Origin of the sequence: Aquimarina spinulae (assembly GCF_943373825.1) — a bacterium.
Classification (GTDB): Bacteria; Bacteroidota; Bacteroidia; order Flavobacteriales; family Flavobacteriaceae; genus Aquimarina; species Aquimarina spinulae.
Genome location: NZ_CALSBP010000002.1, coordinates 116,507 through 136,655 on the forward strand (window position 1 = coordinate 116,507; position 20,149 = coordinate 136,655).

Annotated in this window: 2 protein-coding genes; both read right to left on the reverse strand. The window is 41.2% G+C overall.

The annotated features are described in order from the left end of the window. Window positions 1–1,063: 1,063 nt before the first annotated feature. Window positions 1,064–2,020, reverse strand: a complete 957-nt coding sequence (locus tag NNH57_RS06360; RefSeq protein ID WP_254504136.1) for a PorP/SprF family type IX secretion system membrane protein — start codon at window positions 2,018–2,020, stop codon at window positions 1,064–1,066. Between the two features lie 76 nt (window positions 2,021–2,096). Next, on the reverse strand, window positions 2,097–20,147 hold the full coding sequence (locus NNH57_RS06365) for an HYR domain-containing protein (protein WP_254504138.1): 18,051 nt from the start codon (window positions 20,145–20,147) through the stop codon (window positions 2,097–2,099). Window positions 20,148–20,149 lie beyond the last annotated feature (2 nt).

The following is a 20,149-nucleotide window of genomic DNA, read 5'->3' on the forward strand; positions in this document are numbered from 1 at the left end:
CTATTATATCTAGCGAAAGTTAACATATATTTTTGTTAAAACAATAAAAAATAACGTCAAAAAGATTTATTTTACCGATGAAACGCTATTTTCTTTCGATAAATGGTCACCCCCTCTACTAACAAAATATTTTGATTTTTTTGATATTTTCATATAAACACCTCTCTTTATGGAAGTTAGATTTCAACAAAAGCCTATGAGCATATTTATTGCTAAAACTGGTAGTAATTTCCTCAATTTTTCTCTGTGTGTTATGATAGTTTTTATGCTCTATAAGTACCGAAGAAATTTCTAAAAAAGAATATGCTATAAACGAATATGTTCCCAGTAAAATGGTAATTATTCCTGTTAAAAATAATGCTCTGTAATTTGGTGAGTTATCAACTTGCTTTTGAATGTAGTTCGTATAGATATTCTGAATAAAAGAAGATATATCTTTTGATATAAAAAAAAGGAACCTCATAATGGTGGTTTAGTTTAAAATTATCGTTATTCAAATCCTTACAATTACTGGCTCGCCAAAAGTTTTATAATTGCTGGATTGTTTTTTATATGTATTTACTTTTGTTTATTCGTTATCTATTTTGATATTTTTTAGTGTGAAACGCTATTTACTTACTCATTAAAAATTTATGTGTATTTAATTTGGAAAGAAAAACAATAGAATGTGATTATACAATTTTAACAATAGTGTCATTAAGCGTTAAAAAAGAAAATGCATCAATAAGATTATACAAGGAAATATATTTATCAAATGTAATTTTTTTATATACGCAACAATAATTTAAAAAATGATGACTTATACCATGTTTTTCTCAACATCATAAATTTATATATAAATCCTTAATTATAAATACATTAAAAACTCAAAATAAATATGGTTTTACCATATCTACAATCATATAATTGGTGATTGCGTAAGAAAAAGATTAGGTATGTAAGAAACTATAGTAGATGTCATTTCATTTACTCTTTGTATCTACTGAAACAAAATATTTCTATACAGTAAATTATAATGGTAAATAGATAGTACGATGCAATTTGATATGCAATGTAATTTTGGTTAAAAGAAGCGAGGTGTTAGCATTCTATTGTATTTTTTGAAAAGTTCGAATCTGAGAAAGACCTCATAACTGCCATCATTAAATTGACTCTGACCTAACTCGGTGGTTTCTCGATCATAAGCAAAACCAATCATTAATGCATCTGAGATCTGAAACCCTATAGTACCACTTAATGCAGCACTCCATCGATAAGCGGCTCCCAGTGTTAAACGATCATACAATAAAAAATTAGCCGAAATATCTACCTGTAATGGAGCGCCAAACACTAATTTACTCAAAACTGCTGGCTTAAACTTAACATCATCACTCAAATCAAAAACATGACCTGCTATTAAATAATAATTAATACGCTCCTCTGCCAAAAAACTAACAGCATCACTACTACTTGTCGTAGTACTCTCATCAAAATGATCTGTCTCTAATAAATTAGGAGCACTTAAACCTACATAAAACTTATTGGTATGATAATAAACTCCAACTCCAACATTAGGACTAAACTTATTGTCTATATTACTCTCAAACAATGCATCATTAGTATTGAATTGTGATAGTTTTTGAAAATCAACATTCAGTAAATGACCACCGGCTTTTATACCTAAACTTAACTTTCCAGTCTCTGAAGTAGGAATCGTATACGAAAAATCAATATCGAAATACGTCTCATCGGTAGGACCAATCTGATCATTAACTATAGATAGACCCAAACCAACACGCTCATTCCCCCCAATAGGAGTGTTAAAGGTAAGTGTCTGGGTTCGGGGTGCTCCATCTAAACCAACCCATTGACTACGATGAAGACCCATAATACTTAGTACTCCTCGACTACCTGCATAGGCAGGGTTTACACTTATAGTGTTATACATATACTGAGTGTACTGAGCATCTTGTTGTGCATAACTGGCAAAAAACGTAATGCTCAAAAACGCTGTCACAACTATTATCTTTATTTTTTTCATCCGCTTTAGTAGAACTATTTTAATTTACCCCCACGAGTAGGTATATTAATACTCGTGGAATCTAAATTTTGATTGATTATCTGTTAATATATAAATATCCAGCTCTAGACTTTTGGACTCCACTAGCATTTTCATATTCCAGGACATAATAATATGTTCCAACAGGTAATTCTTCTTTTCCATTTATAGTTTGTCTTCCACTAGAAATTCCTTTGAAAAACCTCACACCTGGTTGCTCATACCCATCCTGTTCAAACACCTTAACGCCCCAACGATTATATATTTGTAACGTGTTTTTAGGAAAATCACTTAGTCCCATGATCCTAAACTCATCATTAACACCATCTCCATTTGGAGACATTCCTGTATATATAATGATCTCTTCTTCTTCAATTACAAATACAGTCTCGTCTTCAAAATCACCATCATTATCTAAATCAATATTGGTATCATTTAATGGGTCATCAGATATATCAGATACATCCAAACCATCTGGATTCTGTCCAGTCACAGTAGCCTGATTAGACACACTACCAGAACGTATATCTTCTTCTGTTAGAATATAAGTTGCCGTAAAACTATCCGTATCTGTTTCTCCTGCAGCTAAATCAATCGGGCCGCCTACTACTTCAACCCCTGGCAATGGGTCATTAAGAATAATATTAGTAATATCTACATTACCTCTGTTTTCTATAGTAAAGGTATATCGTATTTCATCTCCTGCATTAGGTAGATCATCTCCATTTGCATCTACATATGAGGCCGTCTTAGTTAATGCCAGATTAGAAATATCATTTGCAACTGCTACCGTAATAACTACTATAGCATCATCACATACCACAGGGGTAGTAACGCTACACAAGGTATAATTTATAGTATATTCTCCTGGTGTTGTATTTGGCAATACTGTTATTATTCCTGTTATAGGATCCAAGCTAACACCATCTCCAGAATCAGAATCTGTAACTGCCGTTATAACAACATTTGTTCCTAATGTAGCTGGATTACAATCTAACAGATCGTTAGCATCTACAACATTAACAGAACTACCTCCTATACTTCCATTAATAACTACAATATCATTATTAGCAATTGTTACGGTCGGTACAGTTATATCAAAAGTACAAGTGTCACTATTTCCAGAAACGTCACTAAATGTATAAGTCACTGTAGTTGTTCCTACCGGAAATGCATCACCAGGGTTATGTGTACTACTAACAATTAATGGATCTGTACAATTATCGGTCGCAGTAGGTGGTGCCCAGCTAACAACAGCATTACACGTATTAGCAATTGCTGTCTGAACTATATCTGATGGGCAACTGGTAACTACCGGATCTATATTATCTATTACAGTTACAGTTTGTGTACAGGTAGCCGTATTTCCAGAACTATCCGTTACTGTCCAGGTTATGGTCGTATCTCCTAATGGGAAGGTCGCCGGTGCATCACTAACTGTACTAACAACCGAACAATTATCTGAAGTCGTTGGGGTAACAAGAGCAACTCCTGTCGCTACACAACTTGCCGCATCTACATTGACACTCACATCTGCTGGGCACACTATCGTTGGATTGATATTATCGGTTACCGTTACCGTTTGAGTACAGGTAGCTGTATTACCAGAACCATCGGTTACTGTCCAGGTCACTGTCGTATTTCCTAATGGGAAAACTCCCGGTGCATCGTTGGTTACACTGGCTACTGTACAGTTATCTGAAGTGGTAGGTGTACCTAAAGAAACACTACTTGCAGTACATAGACCTGCGTCTACATTAACGCTCACCACATCTGCAGGACATACTATTGTAGGATCGGTAGTATCATCAACAATAACAGTTTGTGTCTGTTGAACTACATTACCATTACCGTCATCATAAGTCCAGGTCACCGTAAAGGTTCCTTGTGTTGTATATGTTAAAGGATCTGTAGTTGTTCCATTTATTGTTACAACTCCTCCACATCCATCTGTAGCTGTTGGGATAGTAGTTATTGTTGCGCTACACTCCCCTACTACATCAGGTAATGGATTAATATCAGGAACCGGAATTCCTGTGTCTTGTACTATTACCGTTTGTGTTTGTTGGCTTGTATTGCCATTTCCATCATCATAAGTCCAGGTCACCGTATATGTTCCAATTACTGTATAATTTGTAGGGTCAGTAGTGGTTGCGGTTATTATTCCTCCACAATTATCTGTCGCTGTTGGAGCTATTGTTGTGGCGCTACACTCACCTATTACATCAGGTAATGGAATAACATTAGCTACCGGAGCTTCATTATCTGTTACCGTTACGGTCTGTGTACACGTTGTTGTATTACCAGAACTATCCGTTACTGTCCAGATGACTGTCGTATCTCCTAATGGGAAAACTCCCGGTGCATCATTAGTTACACTAGCTACAGCACAATTATCTGTAGTAGTAGGTGTACCTAAAGCAACACTACTCGCTGTACATAAACCTGCATCTACATTAACATTTACCGTGGCTGGACAACTGATTGTTGGATCAATATTGTCGGTTACTGTTACGGTTTGGGTACAGGTCGCCGTATTTCCAGAACTATCCGTGACTGTCCAGGTCACTGTGGTATCTCCTATCGGGAAAACTCCCGGTGCATCATTAGTTACACTAGCTACTGCACAATTATCTGAAGTAGTCGGTGTACCTAAAGCAACACTACTCGCAGTACATAAACCAGCGTCTACATTAACGTTTACGGTGGCTGGACATGCAATTACCGGATCAATATTATCAGTTACCGTTACGGTCTGTGTACAGGTCGCTGTATTACCAGAACTATCCGTTACTGTCCAGGTTACTGTGGTATCTCCTAATGGGAAAACTCCTGGTGCATCATTAGTCGCACTAGCTACTGCACAATTATCTGAAGTAGTAGGTGTACCTAAAGCAACACTACTTGCGGTACATAAACCTGCATCTACATTAACATTTACCGTGGCTGGACAACTGATCGTTGGATCAATATTGTCGGTTACTGTTACGGTTTGTGTACAGGTCGCTGTGTTTCCAGAACTATCCGTTACTGTCCAGGTCACTGTCGTATCTCCTATCGGGAAAACTCCCGGTGCATCGTTGGTTGTACTAGCTACTGCACAATTATCTGAAGTAGTCGGTGTACCTAAAGCAACACCACTCGCTGTACATAATCCAGCATCTACATTGACATTTACCGTTGCTGGACAACTGATTGTTGGGTCAATGTTATCGGTTACTGTTACCGTTTGTGTACAGGTCGCTGTATTTCCAGAACTATCCGTTACTGTCCAGGTCACTGTGGTATCTCCTATCGGGAAAACTCCCGGTGCGTCATTGGTTACACTAGCTACTGCACAATTATCTGAAGAGGTAGGTGTACCTAAAGCAACACTACTCGCTGTACATAAACCTGCATCTACATTAACGTTTACGGTGGCTGGACATGCAATTACCGGATCGATATTATCGGTTACCGTTACGGTCTGTGTACAGGTAGCTGTATTTCCTGAACTGTCCGTGACTGTCCAGGTCACTGTGGTATCTCCTAGTGGGAAAACTCCCGGTGCATCATTGGTTACACTAGCTACTGCACAATTATCTGAAGAGGTCGGTGTACCTAAAGCAACACTACTCGCAGTACATAAGCCTGCATCTACATTGACATTTACTGTCGCTGGACATGCAATTACCGGATCGATATTATCGGTTACCGTTACGGTCTGTGTACAGGTAGCTGTATTTCCAGAACTGTCGGTGACTGTCCAGGTGACTGTCGTATCTCCTATCGGGAAAACTCCCGGTGCATCGTTAGTTACACTGGCTATCGTGCAATTATCTGAAGTAGTAGGTGTACCTAAAGCAACACCACTCGCGGTACATAATCCAGCATCTACATTAACGTTTACGGTGGCTGGACAACTGATTGTTGGATCGATATTATCTGTTACCGTTACGGTCTGTGTACACGTTGTTGTATTACCAGAACTATCCGTTACTGTCCAGGTCACTGTGGTATCTCCTATCGGGAAAACTCCCGGTGCGTCATTGGTTACACTAGCTACTGCACAATTATCTGAAGAGGTAGGTGTACCTAAAGCAACACTACTCGCAGTACATAGACCAGCATCTACATTGACATTTACTGTCGCTGGACAACTGATTGTTGGATCGATATTATCGGTTACCGTTACGGTCTGTGTACAGGTAGCTGTATTTCCTGAACTGTCCGTGACTGTCCAGGTCACTGTGGTATCTCCTAGTGGGAAAACTCCCGGTGCATCATTGGTTACACTAGCTACTGCACAATTATCTGAAGAGGTCGGTGTACCTAAAGCAACACTACTCGCAGTACATAAGCCTGCATCTACATTGACATTTACTGTCGCTGGACATGCAATTACCGGATCGATATTATCGGTTACCGTTACGGTCTGTGTACAGGTAGCTGTATTTCCAGAACTGTCGGTGACTGTCCAGGTGACTGTCGTATCTCCTATCGGGAAAACTCCCGGTGCATCGTTAGTTACACTGGCTATCGTGCAATTATCTGAAGTAGTAGGTGTACCTAAAGCAACACCACTCGCGGTACATAATCCAGCATCAACATTGACATTTACTGTGGCTGGACAACTGATTGTTGGATCAATATTGTCTATTACCGTTACGGTTTGCATACAGGTCGCTGTATTTCCAGAACTATCCGTTACTGTCCAGGTCACTGTTGTATCTCCTACCGGAAAAGTGCCCGGAGAATCATTAGTAGTACTTACTACTGTACAATTATCAGAAATTGTTGGGGTAACTAAAGTAACTCCTGTTGCGATACAGCTTCCAGGGTTTACATTTACACTTACATCTGCTGCACATATTATCGTTGGATCAATATTATCTATTACCGTTACTATTTGAGTACAGGTCGCTGTGTTTCCAGAACTATCCGTGACTGTCCAGGTGACTGTCGTATCTCCTAGTGGGAAAACTCCCGGTGCATCGTTGGTTGTACTGGCTACTGCACAATTATCTGAAGTAGTAGGTGTACCTAAAGCAACACTACTCGCTGTACATAAACCTGCATCTACATTGACATTTACTGTCGCTGGACAACTGATTGTTGGATCAATGTTATCGGTTACTGTTACCGTTTGTGTACAGGTCGCTGTATTTCCAGAACTATCTGTTACTGTCCAGGTCACTGTGGTATCTCCTAATGGGAAGGTTGCTGGTGCATCGTTGGTTGTACTGGCTACTGCACAATTATCTGAAGTAGTAGGTGTACCTAAAGCAACACTGCTCGCTGTACATAATCCAGCATCTACATTGACATTTACTGTGGCTGGACAACTGATTGTTGGATCGATATTATCGGTTACTGTTACCGTTTGTGTACAGGTAGCTGTATTTCCAGAACTATCCGTGACTGTCCAGGTCACTGTTGTATCTCCTATCGGGAAAACTCCCGGTGCATCGTTGGTTGTACTGGCTACTGCGCAATTATCTGAAGTAGTAGGTGTACCTAAAGCAACACTGCTCGCTGTACATAAACCTGCATCTACATTAACGCTTACCGTTGCTGGACAACTGATTGTTGGATCGATATTATCGGTTACTGTTACCGTTTGTGTACAGGTAGCTGTATTTCCTGAACTATCCGTTACTGTCCAGGTGACTGTGGTATCTCCTATCGGGAAAACTCCCGGTGCATCGTTGGTTGTACTGGCTACTGCGCAATTATCTGAAGTAGTCGGTGTACCTAAAGCAACACTGCTCGCAGTACATAAACCTGCATCTACATTGACATTTACCGTTGCTGGACAACTGATCGTTGGATCAATGTTATCGGTTACCGTTACCGTTTGTGTACAGGTAGCTGTATTTCCAGAACTATCCGTTACTGTCCAGGTTACTGTGGTATCTCCTAGTGGGAAAACTCCCGGTGCATCATTAGTCGCACTAGCTACTGCACAATTATCTGAAGTAGTCGGTGTACCTAAAGCAACACTACTCGCAGTACATAAGCCAGCGTCTACATTAACGTTTACCGTTGCTGGACAACTGATTGTTGGATCGATATTATCGGTTACCGTTACGGTCTGTGTACAGGTCGCTGTATTACCAGAACTGTCCGTTACGGTCCAGGTGACTGTTGTATCTCCTATCGGGAAAACTCCCGGTGCATCGTTGGTTGTACTGGCTACTGCACAATTATCTGAAGTAGTAGGTGTACCTAAAGCAACACTACTCGCAGTACATAAGCCTGCATCTACATTGACATTTACTGTCGCTGGGCAACTGATTGTTGGATCGATATTGTCGGTTACTGTTACCGTTTGTGTACAGGTCGCTGTATTTCCAGAACTATCCGTTACGGTCCAGGTCACTGTGGTATCTCCTAGTGGGAAAACTCCTGGTGCATCGTTGGTTGTACTGGCTACTGTACAATTATCTGAAGTAGTAGGTGTACCCAAAGCAACACTACTTGCAGTACATAATCCAGCATCTACATTGACATTTACCGTTGCTGGACAACTGATTGTTGGATCGATATTGTCGGTTACTGTTACGGTTTGAGTACAGGTCGCTGTGTTTCCAGAACTATCCGTTACTGTCCAGGTGACTGTCGTATCTCCTATCGGGAAAACTCCCGGTGCATCATTGGTTGTACTGGCTACTGCACAATTATCTGAAGTAGTAGGTGTACCTAAAGCAACACTACTCGCTGTACATAAGCCAGCATCTACATTGACATTTACTGTGGATGGACAACTGATTGTTGGATCAATGTTATCGGTTACGGTTACCGTTTGGTTACAAATGGCTGTATTACCTGAACTATCTGTTACCGTCCAGGTGACTGTTGTATCCCCTATCGGGAAAACTCCCGGTGCATCGTTAGTTACACTGGCTACTGCACAATTATCTGAAGTAGTAGGTGTACCTAAAGCAACACTACTCGCTGTACATAAACCTGCATCTACATTTACATTTACTGTGGATGGACAACTGATTGTTGGATCAATGTTATCGGTTACGGTTACCGTTTGTGTACAGGTCGCTGTATTTCCAGAACTATCCGTTACTGTCCAGGTCACTGTGGTATCTCCTAGTGGGAAAACTCCCGGTGCATCATTAGTTGTACTAGCTACTGCACAATTATCTGAAGTAGTAGGTGTACCTAAAGCAACACTGCTCGCAGTACATAAGCCTGCATCTACATTGACATTTACCGTGGCTGGGCAACTGATCGTTGGATCAATGTTATCGGTTACTGTTACCGTTTGTGTACAAGTTGCTGTGTTTCCAGAACTATCCGTGACTGTCCAGGTGACTGTCGTATCTCCTAGTGGGAAAACTCCTGGTGCATCATTGGTTGTACTAGCTACTGCACAATTATCTGAAGTAGTCGGTGTACCCAAAGCAACACTGCTCGCAGTACATAAACCTGCATCTACATTGACATTTACCGTTGCTGGACAACTGATCGTTGGATCAATGTTATCGGTTACCGTTACGGTTTGTGTACAGGTCGCTGTATTTCCAGAACTATCCGTTACTGTCCAGGTTACTATGGTATCTCCTAGTGGGAAAACTCCCGGTGCATCGTTGGTTGTACTAGCTACTGCACAATTATCTGAAGTAGTAGGTGTACCTAAAGCAACACTGCTCGCAGTACATAAGCCAGCATCTACATTTACATTTACCGTTGCTGGGCAACTGATTGTTGGATCGATATTGTCGGTTACTGTTACCGTTTGTGTACAGGTAGCTGTATTTCCAGAACTGTCGGTGACTGTCCAGGTGACTGTTGTATCTCCTATCGGGAAAACTCCTGGTGCATCATTGGTTGTACTGGCTACAGCACAATTATCTCCTGTAGTTGGCGTACCTAAAGCAACACTACTCGCAGTACATAAGCCTGCATCTACATTGACATTTACTGTGGCAGGACAACTGATTGTTGGATCAATATTGTCGGTTACGGTTACGGTTTGTGTACAGGTAGCTGTATTCCCAGAACTGTCCGTTACTGTCCAGGTGACTGTCGTATCTCCTATCGGGAAAACTCCTGGTGCATCATTGGTTGTACTGGCTACTGCACAATTATCTCCTGTAGTTGGGGTTCCTAAAGTAACACCACTCGCAGTACATAAGCCTGCATCTACATTGACATTTACCGTGGCTGGACAACTGATCGTTGGATCAATATTGTCGGTTACCGTTACCGTTTGAGTACAGGTAGCTGTGTTTCCAGAACTATCCGTGACTGTCCAGGTGACTGTTGTATCTCCTAATGGGAAAACTCCCGGTGCATCATTGGTTGTACTGGCTACTGCACAATTATCTCCTGTAGTTGGGGTTCCTAAAGTAACACCACTCGCAGTACATAAGCCTGCATCTACATTGACATTTACCGTGGCTGGACAACTGATCGTTGGATCAATATTGTCGGTTACCGTTACCGTTTGAGTACAGGTAGCTGTGTTTCCAGAACTATCCGTGACTGTCCAGGTGACTGTTGTATCTCCTAATGGGAAAACTCCCGGTGCATCATTGGTTGTACTCGCTACTGCACAATTATCTCCTGTAGTCGGAGTGCCTAAAGTAACACTACTCGCAGTACATAGACCGGCATCAACATTTACGTTTACGGTTGCTGGACAACTGATTGTTGGATCAATGTTATCGGTTACTGTTACCGTTTGTGTACAGGTAGCTGTATTTCCAGAACTATCCGTGACTGTCCAGGTCACTGTGGTATCTCCTAGTGGGAAAACTCCTGGTGCATCATTGGTTGTACTGGCTACTGCACAATTATCTGAAGTAGTAGGTGTACCCAAAGCAACACTGCTCGCTGTACATAATCCAGCATCTACATTGACATTTACTGTCGCTGGGCAACTGATTGTTGGATCGATATTATCGGTTACCGTTACGGTCTGTGTACAGGTTGCTGTATTACCAGAACTATCCGTTACTGTCCAGGTGACTGTCGTATCTCCTAGTGGGAAAACTCCTGGTGCATCATTGGTTGTACTGGCTACTGCACAATTATCTCCTGTAGTTGGGGTTCCTAAAGTAACACCACTCGCAGTACATAAGCCAGCATCTACATTGACATTTACTGTGGCTGGACAACTGATCGTTGGATCAATATTATCCGTTACCGTTACCGTTTGAGTACAGGTAGCTGTGTTTCCAGAACTATCCGTGACTGTCCAGGTGACTGTTGTATCTCCTAATGGGAAAACTCCCGGTGCATCATTGGTTGTACTCGCTACTGCACAATTATCTCCTGTAGTCGGAGTGCCTAAAGTAACACTACTCGCAGTACATAGACCGGCATCAACATTTACGTTTACGGTTGCTGGACAACTGATTGTTGGATCAATGTTATCGGTTACTGTTACCGTTTGTGTACAGGTAGCTGTATTTCCAGAACTATCCGTTACTGTCCAGGTCACTGTGGTATCTCCTAGTGGGAAAACTCCCGGTGCATCGTTAGTTACACTGGCTACTGCACAATTATCTGAAGTAGTAGGTGTACCTAAAGCAACACTGCTCGCAGTACATAAACCAGCGTCTACATTAACGTTTACGGTGGCTGGACAACTGATTGTTGGATCGATATTATCGGTTACCGTTACGGTCTGTGTACAGGTCGCTGTATTTCCAGAACTATCCGTGACTGTCCAGGTCACTGTGGTATCTCCTATCGGGAAAACTCCCGGTGCATCATTGGTTGTACTGGCTACTGCACAATTATCTGAAGTAGTAGGTGTACCTAAAGCAACACTGCTCGCTGTACATAAACCAGCATCAACATTTACGTTTACGGTTGCTGGACAACTGATTGTTGGATCGATATTGTCTGTTACTGTTACCGTTTGTGTACAGGTAGCTGTATTTCCAGAACTATCCGTTACGGTCCAGGTGACTGTCGTATCTCCTAGTGGGAAAACTCCCGGTGCATCGTTGGTTGTACTGGCTACTGCACAATTATCTGAAGTAGTAGGTGTACCCAAAGCAACACTGCTCGCTGTACATAATCCAGCATCTACATTGACATTTACTGTCGCTGGGCAACTGATTGTTGGATCGATATTATCGGTTACCGTTACGGTCTGTGTACAGGTTGCTGTATTACCAGAACTATCCGTGACTGTCCAGGTCACTGTGGTATCTCCTAGTGGGAAAACTCCTGGTGCATCATTAGTCGCACTAGCTACTGCACAATTATCTGAAGTAGTAGGTGTACCCAAAGCAACACTACTCGCAGTACATAAACCAGCGTCTACATTAACGTTTACGGTGGCTGGACAACTGATCGTTGGATCAATGTTATCGGTTACCGTTACGGTTTGAGTACAGGTCGCTGTATTTCCAGAACTATCCGTTACTGTCCAGGTGACTGTCGTATCTCCTATCGGGAAAACTCCCGGTGCATCATTAGTCGCACTAGCTACAGCACAATTATCTGAAGTAGTAGGTGTACCCAAAGCAACACTACTCGCAGTACATAAGCCAGCATCTACATTGACATTTACCGTTGCTGGACAACTGATCGTTGGATCAATGTTATCGGTTACTGTTACCGTTTGTGTACAGGTCGCTGTATTTCCAGAACTATCCGTTACTGTCCAGGTGACTGTGGTATCTCCTAGTGGGAAAACTCCCGGTGCATCATTGGTTGTACTGGCTACTGCACAATTATCTGAAGTAGTCGGTGTACCCAAAGCAACACTGCTCGCAGTACATAAGCCTGCATCTACATTGACATTTACCGTGGCTGGACAACTGATCGTTGGATCAATATTGTCGGTTACGGTTACGGTTTGTGTACAGGTAGCTGTATTCCCAGAACTGTCCGTTACTGTCCAGGTGACTGTCGTATCTCCTATCGGGAAAACTCCTGGTGCATCATTGGTTGTACTGGCTACTGCACAATTATCTCCTGTAGTTGGGGTTCCTAAAGTAACACCACTCGCAGTACATAAGCCTGCATCTACATTGACATTTACGGTTGCTGGACAACTGATCGTTGGATCAATGTTATCGCTTACTGTTACCGTTTGTGTACAGGTAGCTGTATTACCAGAACTGTCCGTTACGGTCCAGGTCACTGTCGTATCTCCTATCGGGAAAACTCCCGGTGCATCATTAGTCACACTGGCTACTGCACAGTTATCCCCTGTAGTTGGAGTGCCTAAAGCAACACTACTCGCTGTACATAATCCTGCATCTACATTGACATTTACCGTGGCTGGACAACTGATTGTTGGGTCAATATTGTCGGTTACTGTTACCGTTTGTGTACAGGTCGCTGTATTACCAGAACTATCCGTTACTGTCCAGGTCACTGTCGTATCTCCTATCGGGAAAACTCCCGGTGCATCATTGGTTGTACTAGCTACTGCACAATTATCTGAAGTAGTAGGTGTACCCAAAGCAACACTGCTCGCAGTACATAAGCCTGCATCTACATTGACATTTACTGTCGCTGGGCAACTGATCGTTGGATCAATATTATCCGTTACCGTTACCGTTTGAGTACAGGTCGCTGTATTACCAGAACTGTCCGTTACAGTCCAGGTGACTGTCGTATCTCCTAATGGGAAAACTCCCGGTGCATCATTGGTTGTACTGGCAACTGCACAATTATCTGAAGTAGTAGGTGTACCTAAAGCAACACTACTTGCAGTACATAAACCTGCATCTACATTGATATTTACTGTCGCTGGGCAACTGATCGTTGGATCAATATTATCCGTTACCGTTACCGTTTGAGTACAGGTAGCTGTGTTTCCAGAACTATCCGTTACTGTCCAGGTTACTGTTGTATCTCCTATCGGGAAAACTCCTGGTGCATCATTGGTTGTACTGGCTACAGCACAATTATCTCCTGTAGTTGGCGTACCTAAAGCAACACTACTCGCAGTACATAAGCCTGCATCTACATTGACATTTACTGTGGCAGGACAACTGATTGTTGGATCAATATTGTCGGTTACGGTTACGGTTTGTGTACAGGTAGCTGTATTACCAGAACTGTCCGTTACTGTCCAGGTGACTGTCGTATCTCCTATCGGGAAAACTCCTGGTGCATCATTGGTTGTACTGGCTACTGCACAATTATCTCCTGTAGTTGGGGTTCCTAAAGTAACACCACTCGCAGTACATAAGCCTGCATCTACATTGACATTTACGGTTGCTGGACAACTGATCGTTGGATCAATATTATCCGTTACCGTTACCGTTTGAGTACAGGTAGCTGTGTTTCCAGAACTATCCGTGACTGTCCAGGTGACTGTGGTATCTCCTATCGGGAAAACTCCCGGTGCATCATTGGTTGTACTGGCTACTGCACAATTATCTGAAGTAGTAGGTGTACCTAAAGCAACACTGCTCGCAGTACATAAACCAGCATCAACATTTACGTTTACGGTTGCTGGACAACTGATCGTTGGATCAATGTTATCGGTTACGGTTACCGTTTGGTTACAAATGGCTGTATTACCTGAACTATCTGTTACCGTCCAGGTGACTGTTGTATCTCCTATCGGGAAAACTCCCGGTGCATCGTTAGTTACACTAGTTACTGCACAATTATCTGAAGTAGTTGGTGTACCTAAAGTAACACCACTGGCTGTACATAGACCAGCATCTACATTGACATTTACTGTGGCAGGACATGCAATTATCGGATCTATATTATCTGTTACTGTTACGGTTTGTGTACAGGTAGCTGTGTTTCCAGAACTATCTGTTACTGTCCAGGTTACTGTTGTATCTCCTAATGGGAAAGCTCCTGGTGCATCGTTGGTTGTACTGGCTACAGCACAATTATCTGAAGTAGTTGGCGTACCTAAAGTAACACCACTCGCAGTACATAGACCGGCATCAACATTAACATTTACGGTTGCTGGACAACTGATTGTTGGATCAATATTGTCGGTTACCGTTACCGTTTGTGTACAGGTAGCTGTGTTTCCTGAACTATCCGTGACTGTCCAGGTGACTGTAGTATCTCCTATCGGGAAAACTCCCGGTGCATCATTGGTTGTACTCGCTACTGCACAATTATCTCCTGTAGTCGGAGTGCCTAAAGTAACACTACTCGCAGTACATAGACCGGCATCAACATTGACATTTACTGTGGCAGGACAACTGATTGTTGGATTAGTAGTATCTTCAACAGTAAGAGTTACAGTAATTGAAGTTTCAGGAGTACATACATATGTTGAACTTGAAACAACAACTCGATATTGATTACCATTATGTGCAACAAGTGCATTGGTAATTGTTAGTGTAGCAGTAGTTGTAGTACTATGAATTCCTGTATCTGTTAAATCATCCCAGGTACTACCATTAAACAATTGCCACTGATACGTATCTGCATTAGATGTCGCAACAGTGAAGGTAGTGTTTCCGCCTGGACATATGGCCGAATCTGATGGTTGTGTAGTAATTGATGGGGCAACTCCCGCTGTGGTTACATTAGCATTAGTACCTGTATATCCATCGGTTCCCGAGGTGACTACTCCATTTCCATCTACTGTAAGACCAGCTCCAAAAGTACCGTTACCCAAATATCCGTTATTATCACCATCGGTAAATCCGGCTTCAATAACATCATTACACCCATCGGCATCACTATCTAATTCTAAAAAATTATAATTATTATCTGTATCACTATCAGCAACTGTATAGTTTATGGTTCCACTGCTTTCACTTCCAGGTGCCTGAACCGCATCTGGTACTCCATCTGAACTTAAAGCGCCAGATACAACACCGTTTACATGTGCTTGATTATGACCCGCTTCTACAGCATCATAGATCCCATCATTATCACTATCTAAATCCAGACGATCCACAATGTTATCACCATCAGTATCTCTGTCGAAACATAATACAAAAGAATTTGCCTTAAAAGCTAACCAGGAATCAAAAAGATTATCTCCATTATCTGCTACTCCGATTTTGATCGTATTATTTCCTGCATTTAACACTGCAGAAAAAGTTATTGTATGTGTAAAACCATCTGCTTCAATATTTATGGCTGTAGGAACCGTTTCATTATCTGTATATGATCCGCTATCTACTGTATTATTTACCGTATCGATACTTAGTTGTGCTCCAGAAGGTGTTAATGCTAAATTAGTTCCGTTTATAAATATTTTAGGAGCATCGTTTAATCCTGTATTTACATAATCATTATATTCTTCCGAAGCAAAAACAAACTGACCCGAGATCACTGTTTCTGCTGGGATATTAACTACTATTTCAAGACTGGCAACATCAAATTCTGTACTACCTCCACCAAAATCGGCATCTTTTCCTCCTCCAGCGGCACCTGTACCATTAATTCCATCACCTAATGCATTAGGGGTTGAGAATTGATTAGATAAATTATCATCTAATTCAAGAACGTTACCCGAAGAAAAAATAATTCCCCGATCAAATCCAAGGAATGCATTTAAAGCTCCTCCACTACTTGTTATTTGATCACCATCATTGAATGTTCCTATTTGTGTTACAGCTCCACTACCTTCATTAACAGTAGCAGATACCAAAGTAAGATCAGAATCAGGGGCAAATAATAAATTTGCCAGAGTAGTGGCATTGTTTTCTGCAGTAATCTCAAAAGTAGTATTGGCATCATCCAGCAATTCTACTCCAAATGACCCTCCACCCAAATCACATTCATCTCTATCCAGGATTCCATCATTATCATCATCTAAATCTATAGAATCCATTATACCGTCTCCATCTGAGTTTACGGTTAAAAGCGCAGGTCCGGCGGGATCGATAATTTGTCCATCTGAAACGGTATCATCACCAAATACTCCATCTGTAAGATTATAAGAAGCCGTAGCTATTGTTCTTGCTCCTATAGTTGTTGTATTCAATGTAGTTGTAAAATCCTGATAAATATCTGATGCTCCTCCAGGAGTATTTGGTCCATATTTTCGGTATGTAAATCCTGCTAAAGAATTAGTGATATGCCAATAGTAAGTAACTGTTACATCGTCTCCCGGAGTTATACAGTCTAAAGTAAAATCTACCAATCCATAGGGATAATGATATGTTGCATCATTGGCCGCCAATTCTGATTCTAATACGGTACTGATACTAGAGATCTGAAAACAAATCCCTGTGGTTTCTATTGTTACATATCCTGTACCATCTGCTATGGGTATAGTAGCTACATTTCCTTGTGAAGAATCTGGTATTCCATCCCCGTTTCCATCGCCTCCATTAGGCCCTGCATCTTCTACTGTTCCTGTAACTCCATCACCATCCTCACAACCTGTAGTTATTGCATTATTTGTTACAGCAGCTACTGCTCCTGTGGTATATGCTGCTGCGACGACTAGACCATCATGATTCACAGTATTTGCAGTCACGGTAAGTGGTTCTGTAGCCGTATTCCATGGGTTATAGACTCCTCCATTTGCGCCATCTGCATTCCAGTTATTATATGCTTCATTGGCATCACTACAACCATCTGCATCACTATCAAGAGATTCAAAATCAAAGTCTCCAGCTGCATCTGTGTTTGCTATTGTATAATTAAGTATTCCAGACTCTGCAACCGTTTCTATAGTATCAAAAAGCCCATTATTTCCTGATCCCGTATCTGCTCCATTGATTCTTCCGTTACTGGTAGCAAACCCATGACCGGCTTCTATGGCATCATAGATACCATCATTATCACTATCTAAATCATAAAAATCAGGGACTCCATCTCCATCTGTATCAAAAGCAGTTTCGACGGCTCCATCTACATTTCCTGTTCCTCCATCGGCATCATCATCATCAAGATAAGCAAAGATATTATCTGTATCTCCATCTGCATATGGATCAGACGGAGCTTCATTCAAATTAGGAATTCCGTCATTATCTACATCCAGATCCCAGGGATCTAAAACAAGATCTCCATCAAGATCAAAAGCAGAAGATGCTGTAGGGCAGGCAAATCCATCATTACTGGTGGTAGCTATTGTATTGTTTAAAAGGGTTACAGAAGGTGTTGCAGTGGTATAATCATTAACCAGGTACATCCCTCCAAGATTATAAGATACATATAAGCGATCTTCTGCATCAGTAAATGCAGCTCCAAAATTAGTTGCTGTAGGAGTGCCCAGACCTGAAACTTCTGTTTTAACTAATGTAGTAAGATCCCAACTAATTAATAGGTCTGTATTACTTACACCATATAATTTGTCGTTGATAAAAACTACATCATTGGTATTTTTATTTGTTCCTCCTGTAAAGTTAACTGTAACTACTGCAGGTGAGCCACCGACTGGTAAGGTCGATAGATTTTCGATTCTGTCGTAATGCCCATTTCTATTAATCCATAGGTTATCACTGGCATCAACATCTCCAGATATACCACCACCACTCATGTTAGTTAGTGCTCCCAAATCCTGAAAAGCCCCATCCGCTCCTATACGAAGTAAGTGATTATGGATAGGACTCGAGCCTCCCCCTTTACCAATAGCATACACATAATCATCAATTCTATTATATCCTGTTGCGTTGTATAATTGACTCACTGCAATGGGATCAGAATATTCTCCTGTTATGGCATCGTAACTTTTTAACTCTCCAGAGATAATTTGAAAAAAGTTTTGAGGGCAACTAAATGGAGTTAGCGAGCATGCTGCTGACACTACTCCACCATTAATATAATCTGCATTAGGAGTGGTATATCCATCTACTGCACTAGTCACTACTCCGTCTTCATTAACGGTTACGACAAGAGGTCCCAAAATACCATCACTACTTTCATCTGTAAAACCAGCTTCTCGAACATCACTACACGTATCTCCATCACTATTTGTAGATTGAAAATTAGGATTTCCTGCCGCATCTGTATCTGCTATTGTATAATTAATTATACCAGAATCTACTATAGTTTCCAGACCGTCGAAAAGCCCATTTGTACCTGCTCCTGTATCCTGACCGGTTATTCTTCCATTGGTATGTGGCAAACCATGTCCTGCTTCAACCACATCATAAATCCCGTCATTATCACTATCAAGATCAAAAAAATCGGGAACTCCATCTCCATCGGTATCAAAAGCAGTTTCGATAGCCCCATCTACATTACCTGTTGCTCCATCGGCATCATCATCATCTAAATATGCAAAAATCAAGTCTCCATCTCCATCGGCAAAAGGATCAGATGGAGATTCGTCTGTATTTGTTAGACCATCCCCATCTACGTCTAAATCTAAAGGATCTAAAATATCATCACCATCCTGATCTATCGGTGAAGGTGCCGAGGGGCATGAAAACCCATCATTACTGGTTGTAGCAGCTGTAGAGTTTAAAAATGATGATGTTGGTGTTCCTGTTGTATAATCATTGATTAAATACAACCCTCCATCATTATACGATACGTACAAGCGATCTTCATTATCTGTAAATGCAGCTCCAAAACCAAGAGTTGTGGTTGGAGTACTTAAACCTCCTACTACCGTTTTGATCGATGTATCGAGATCCCATATAATAAGTTCTGCACTTTTATTAACTCCATATAATTTTCTATTGATATGCACAACATCATTAACATCACCCGCTGGTCCTGTAAAATTAACGGTTACTACTGCGGGAGATCCTCCTACAGGAAGGGTTGACAGGTTTTCGATTCTATCATAATGGTCTCCCCTATTAATCCATAAATTATCACTATCATCAACATCTCCAGATATACCACCAGACCCCTTATTGGTCAAGGCCCCAAGATCCGCTATGGATCCATCTGCATCAATACGAATTAAATGATCATTTATGGTACCGGCTTTTCCTATAGCATATACAAAATCATCAACCGGATTATATCCTGTAGCATTATAGAGGTCATTCGTGCTAATTGGTGCCGAATATTCGCCTGTAACTGCATTATAGCTTTTTAATTCGCCACTAATGACCTGATAAAATGTAGAAGGACAGCTAAACTGTCCATACCCCAAAGAACCAATAAGCATAAAGGTTATACCACATGCTATAGAGAAATTGTTCTTCTTTTTATTTTTTCTTACTATACAAAAACGTAACAATCTATTTATCAAGATGAATATGAGTTGTATTAGAAACAAGAATCGTGTATTGATTTTCATAA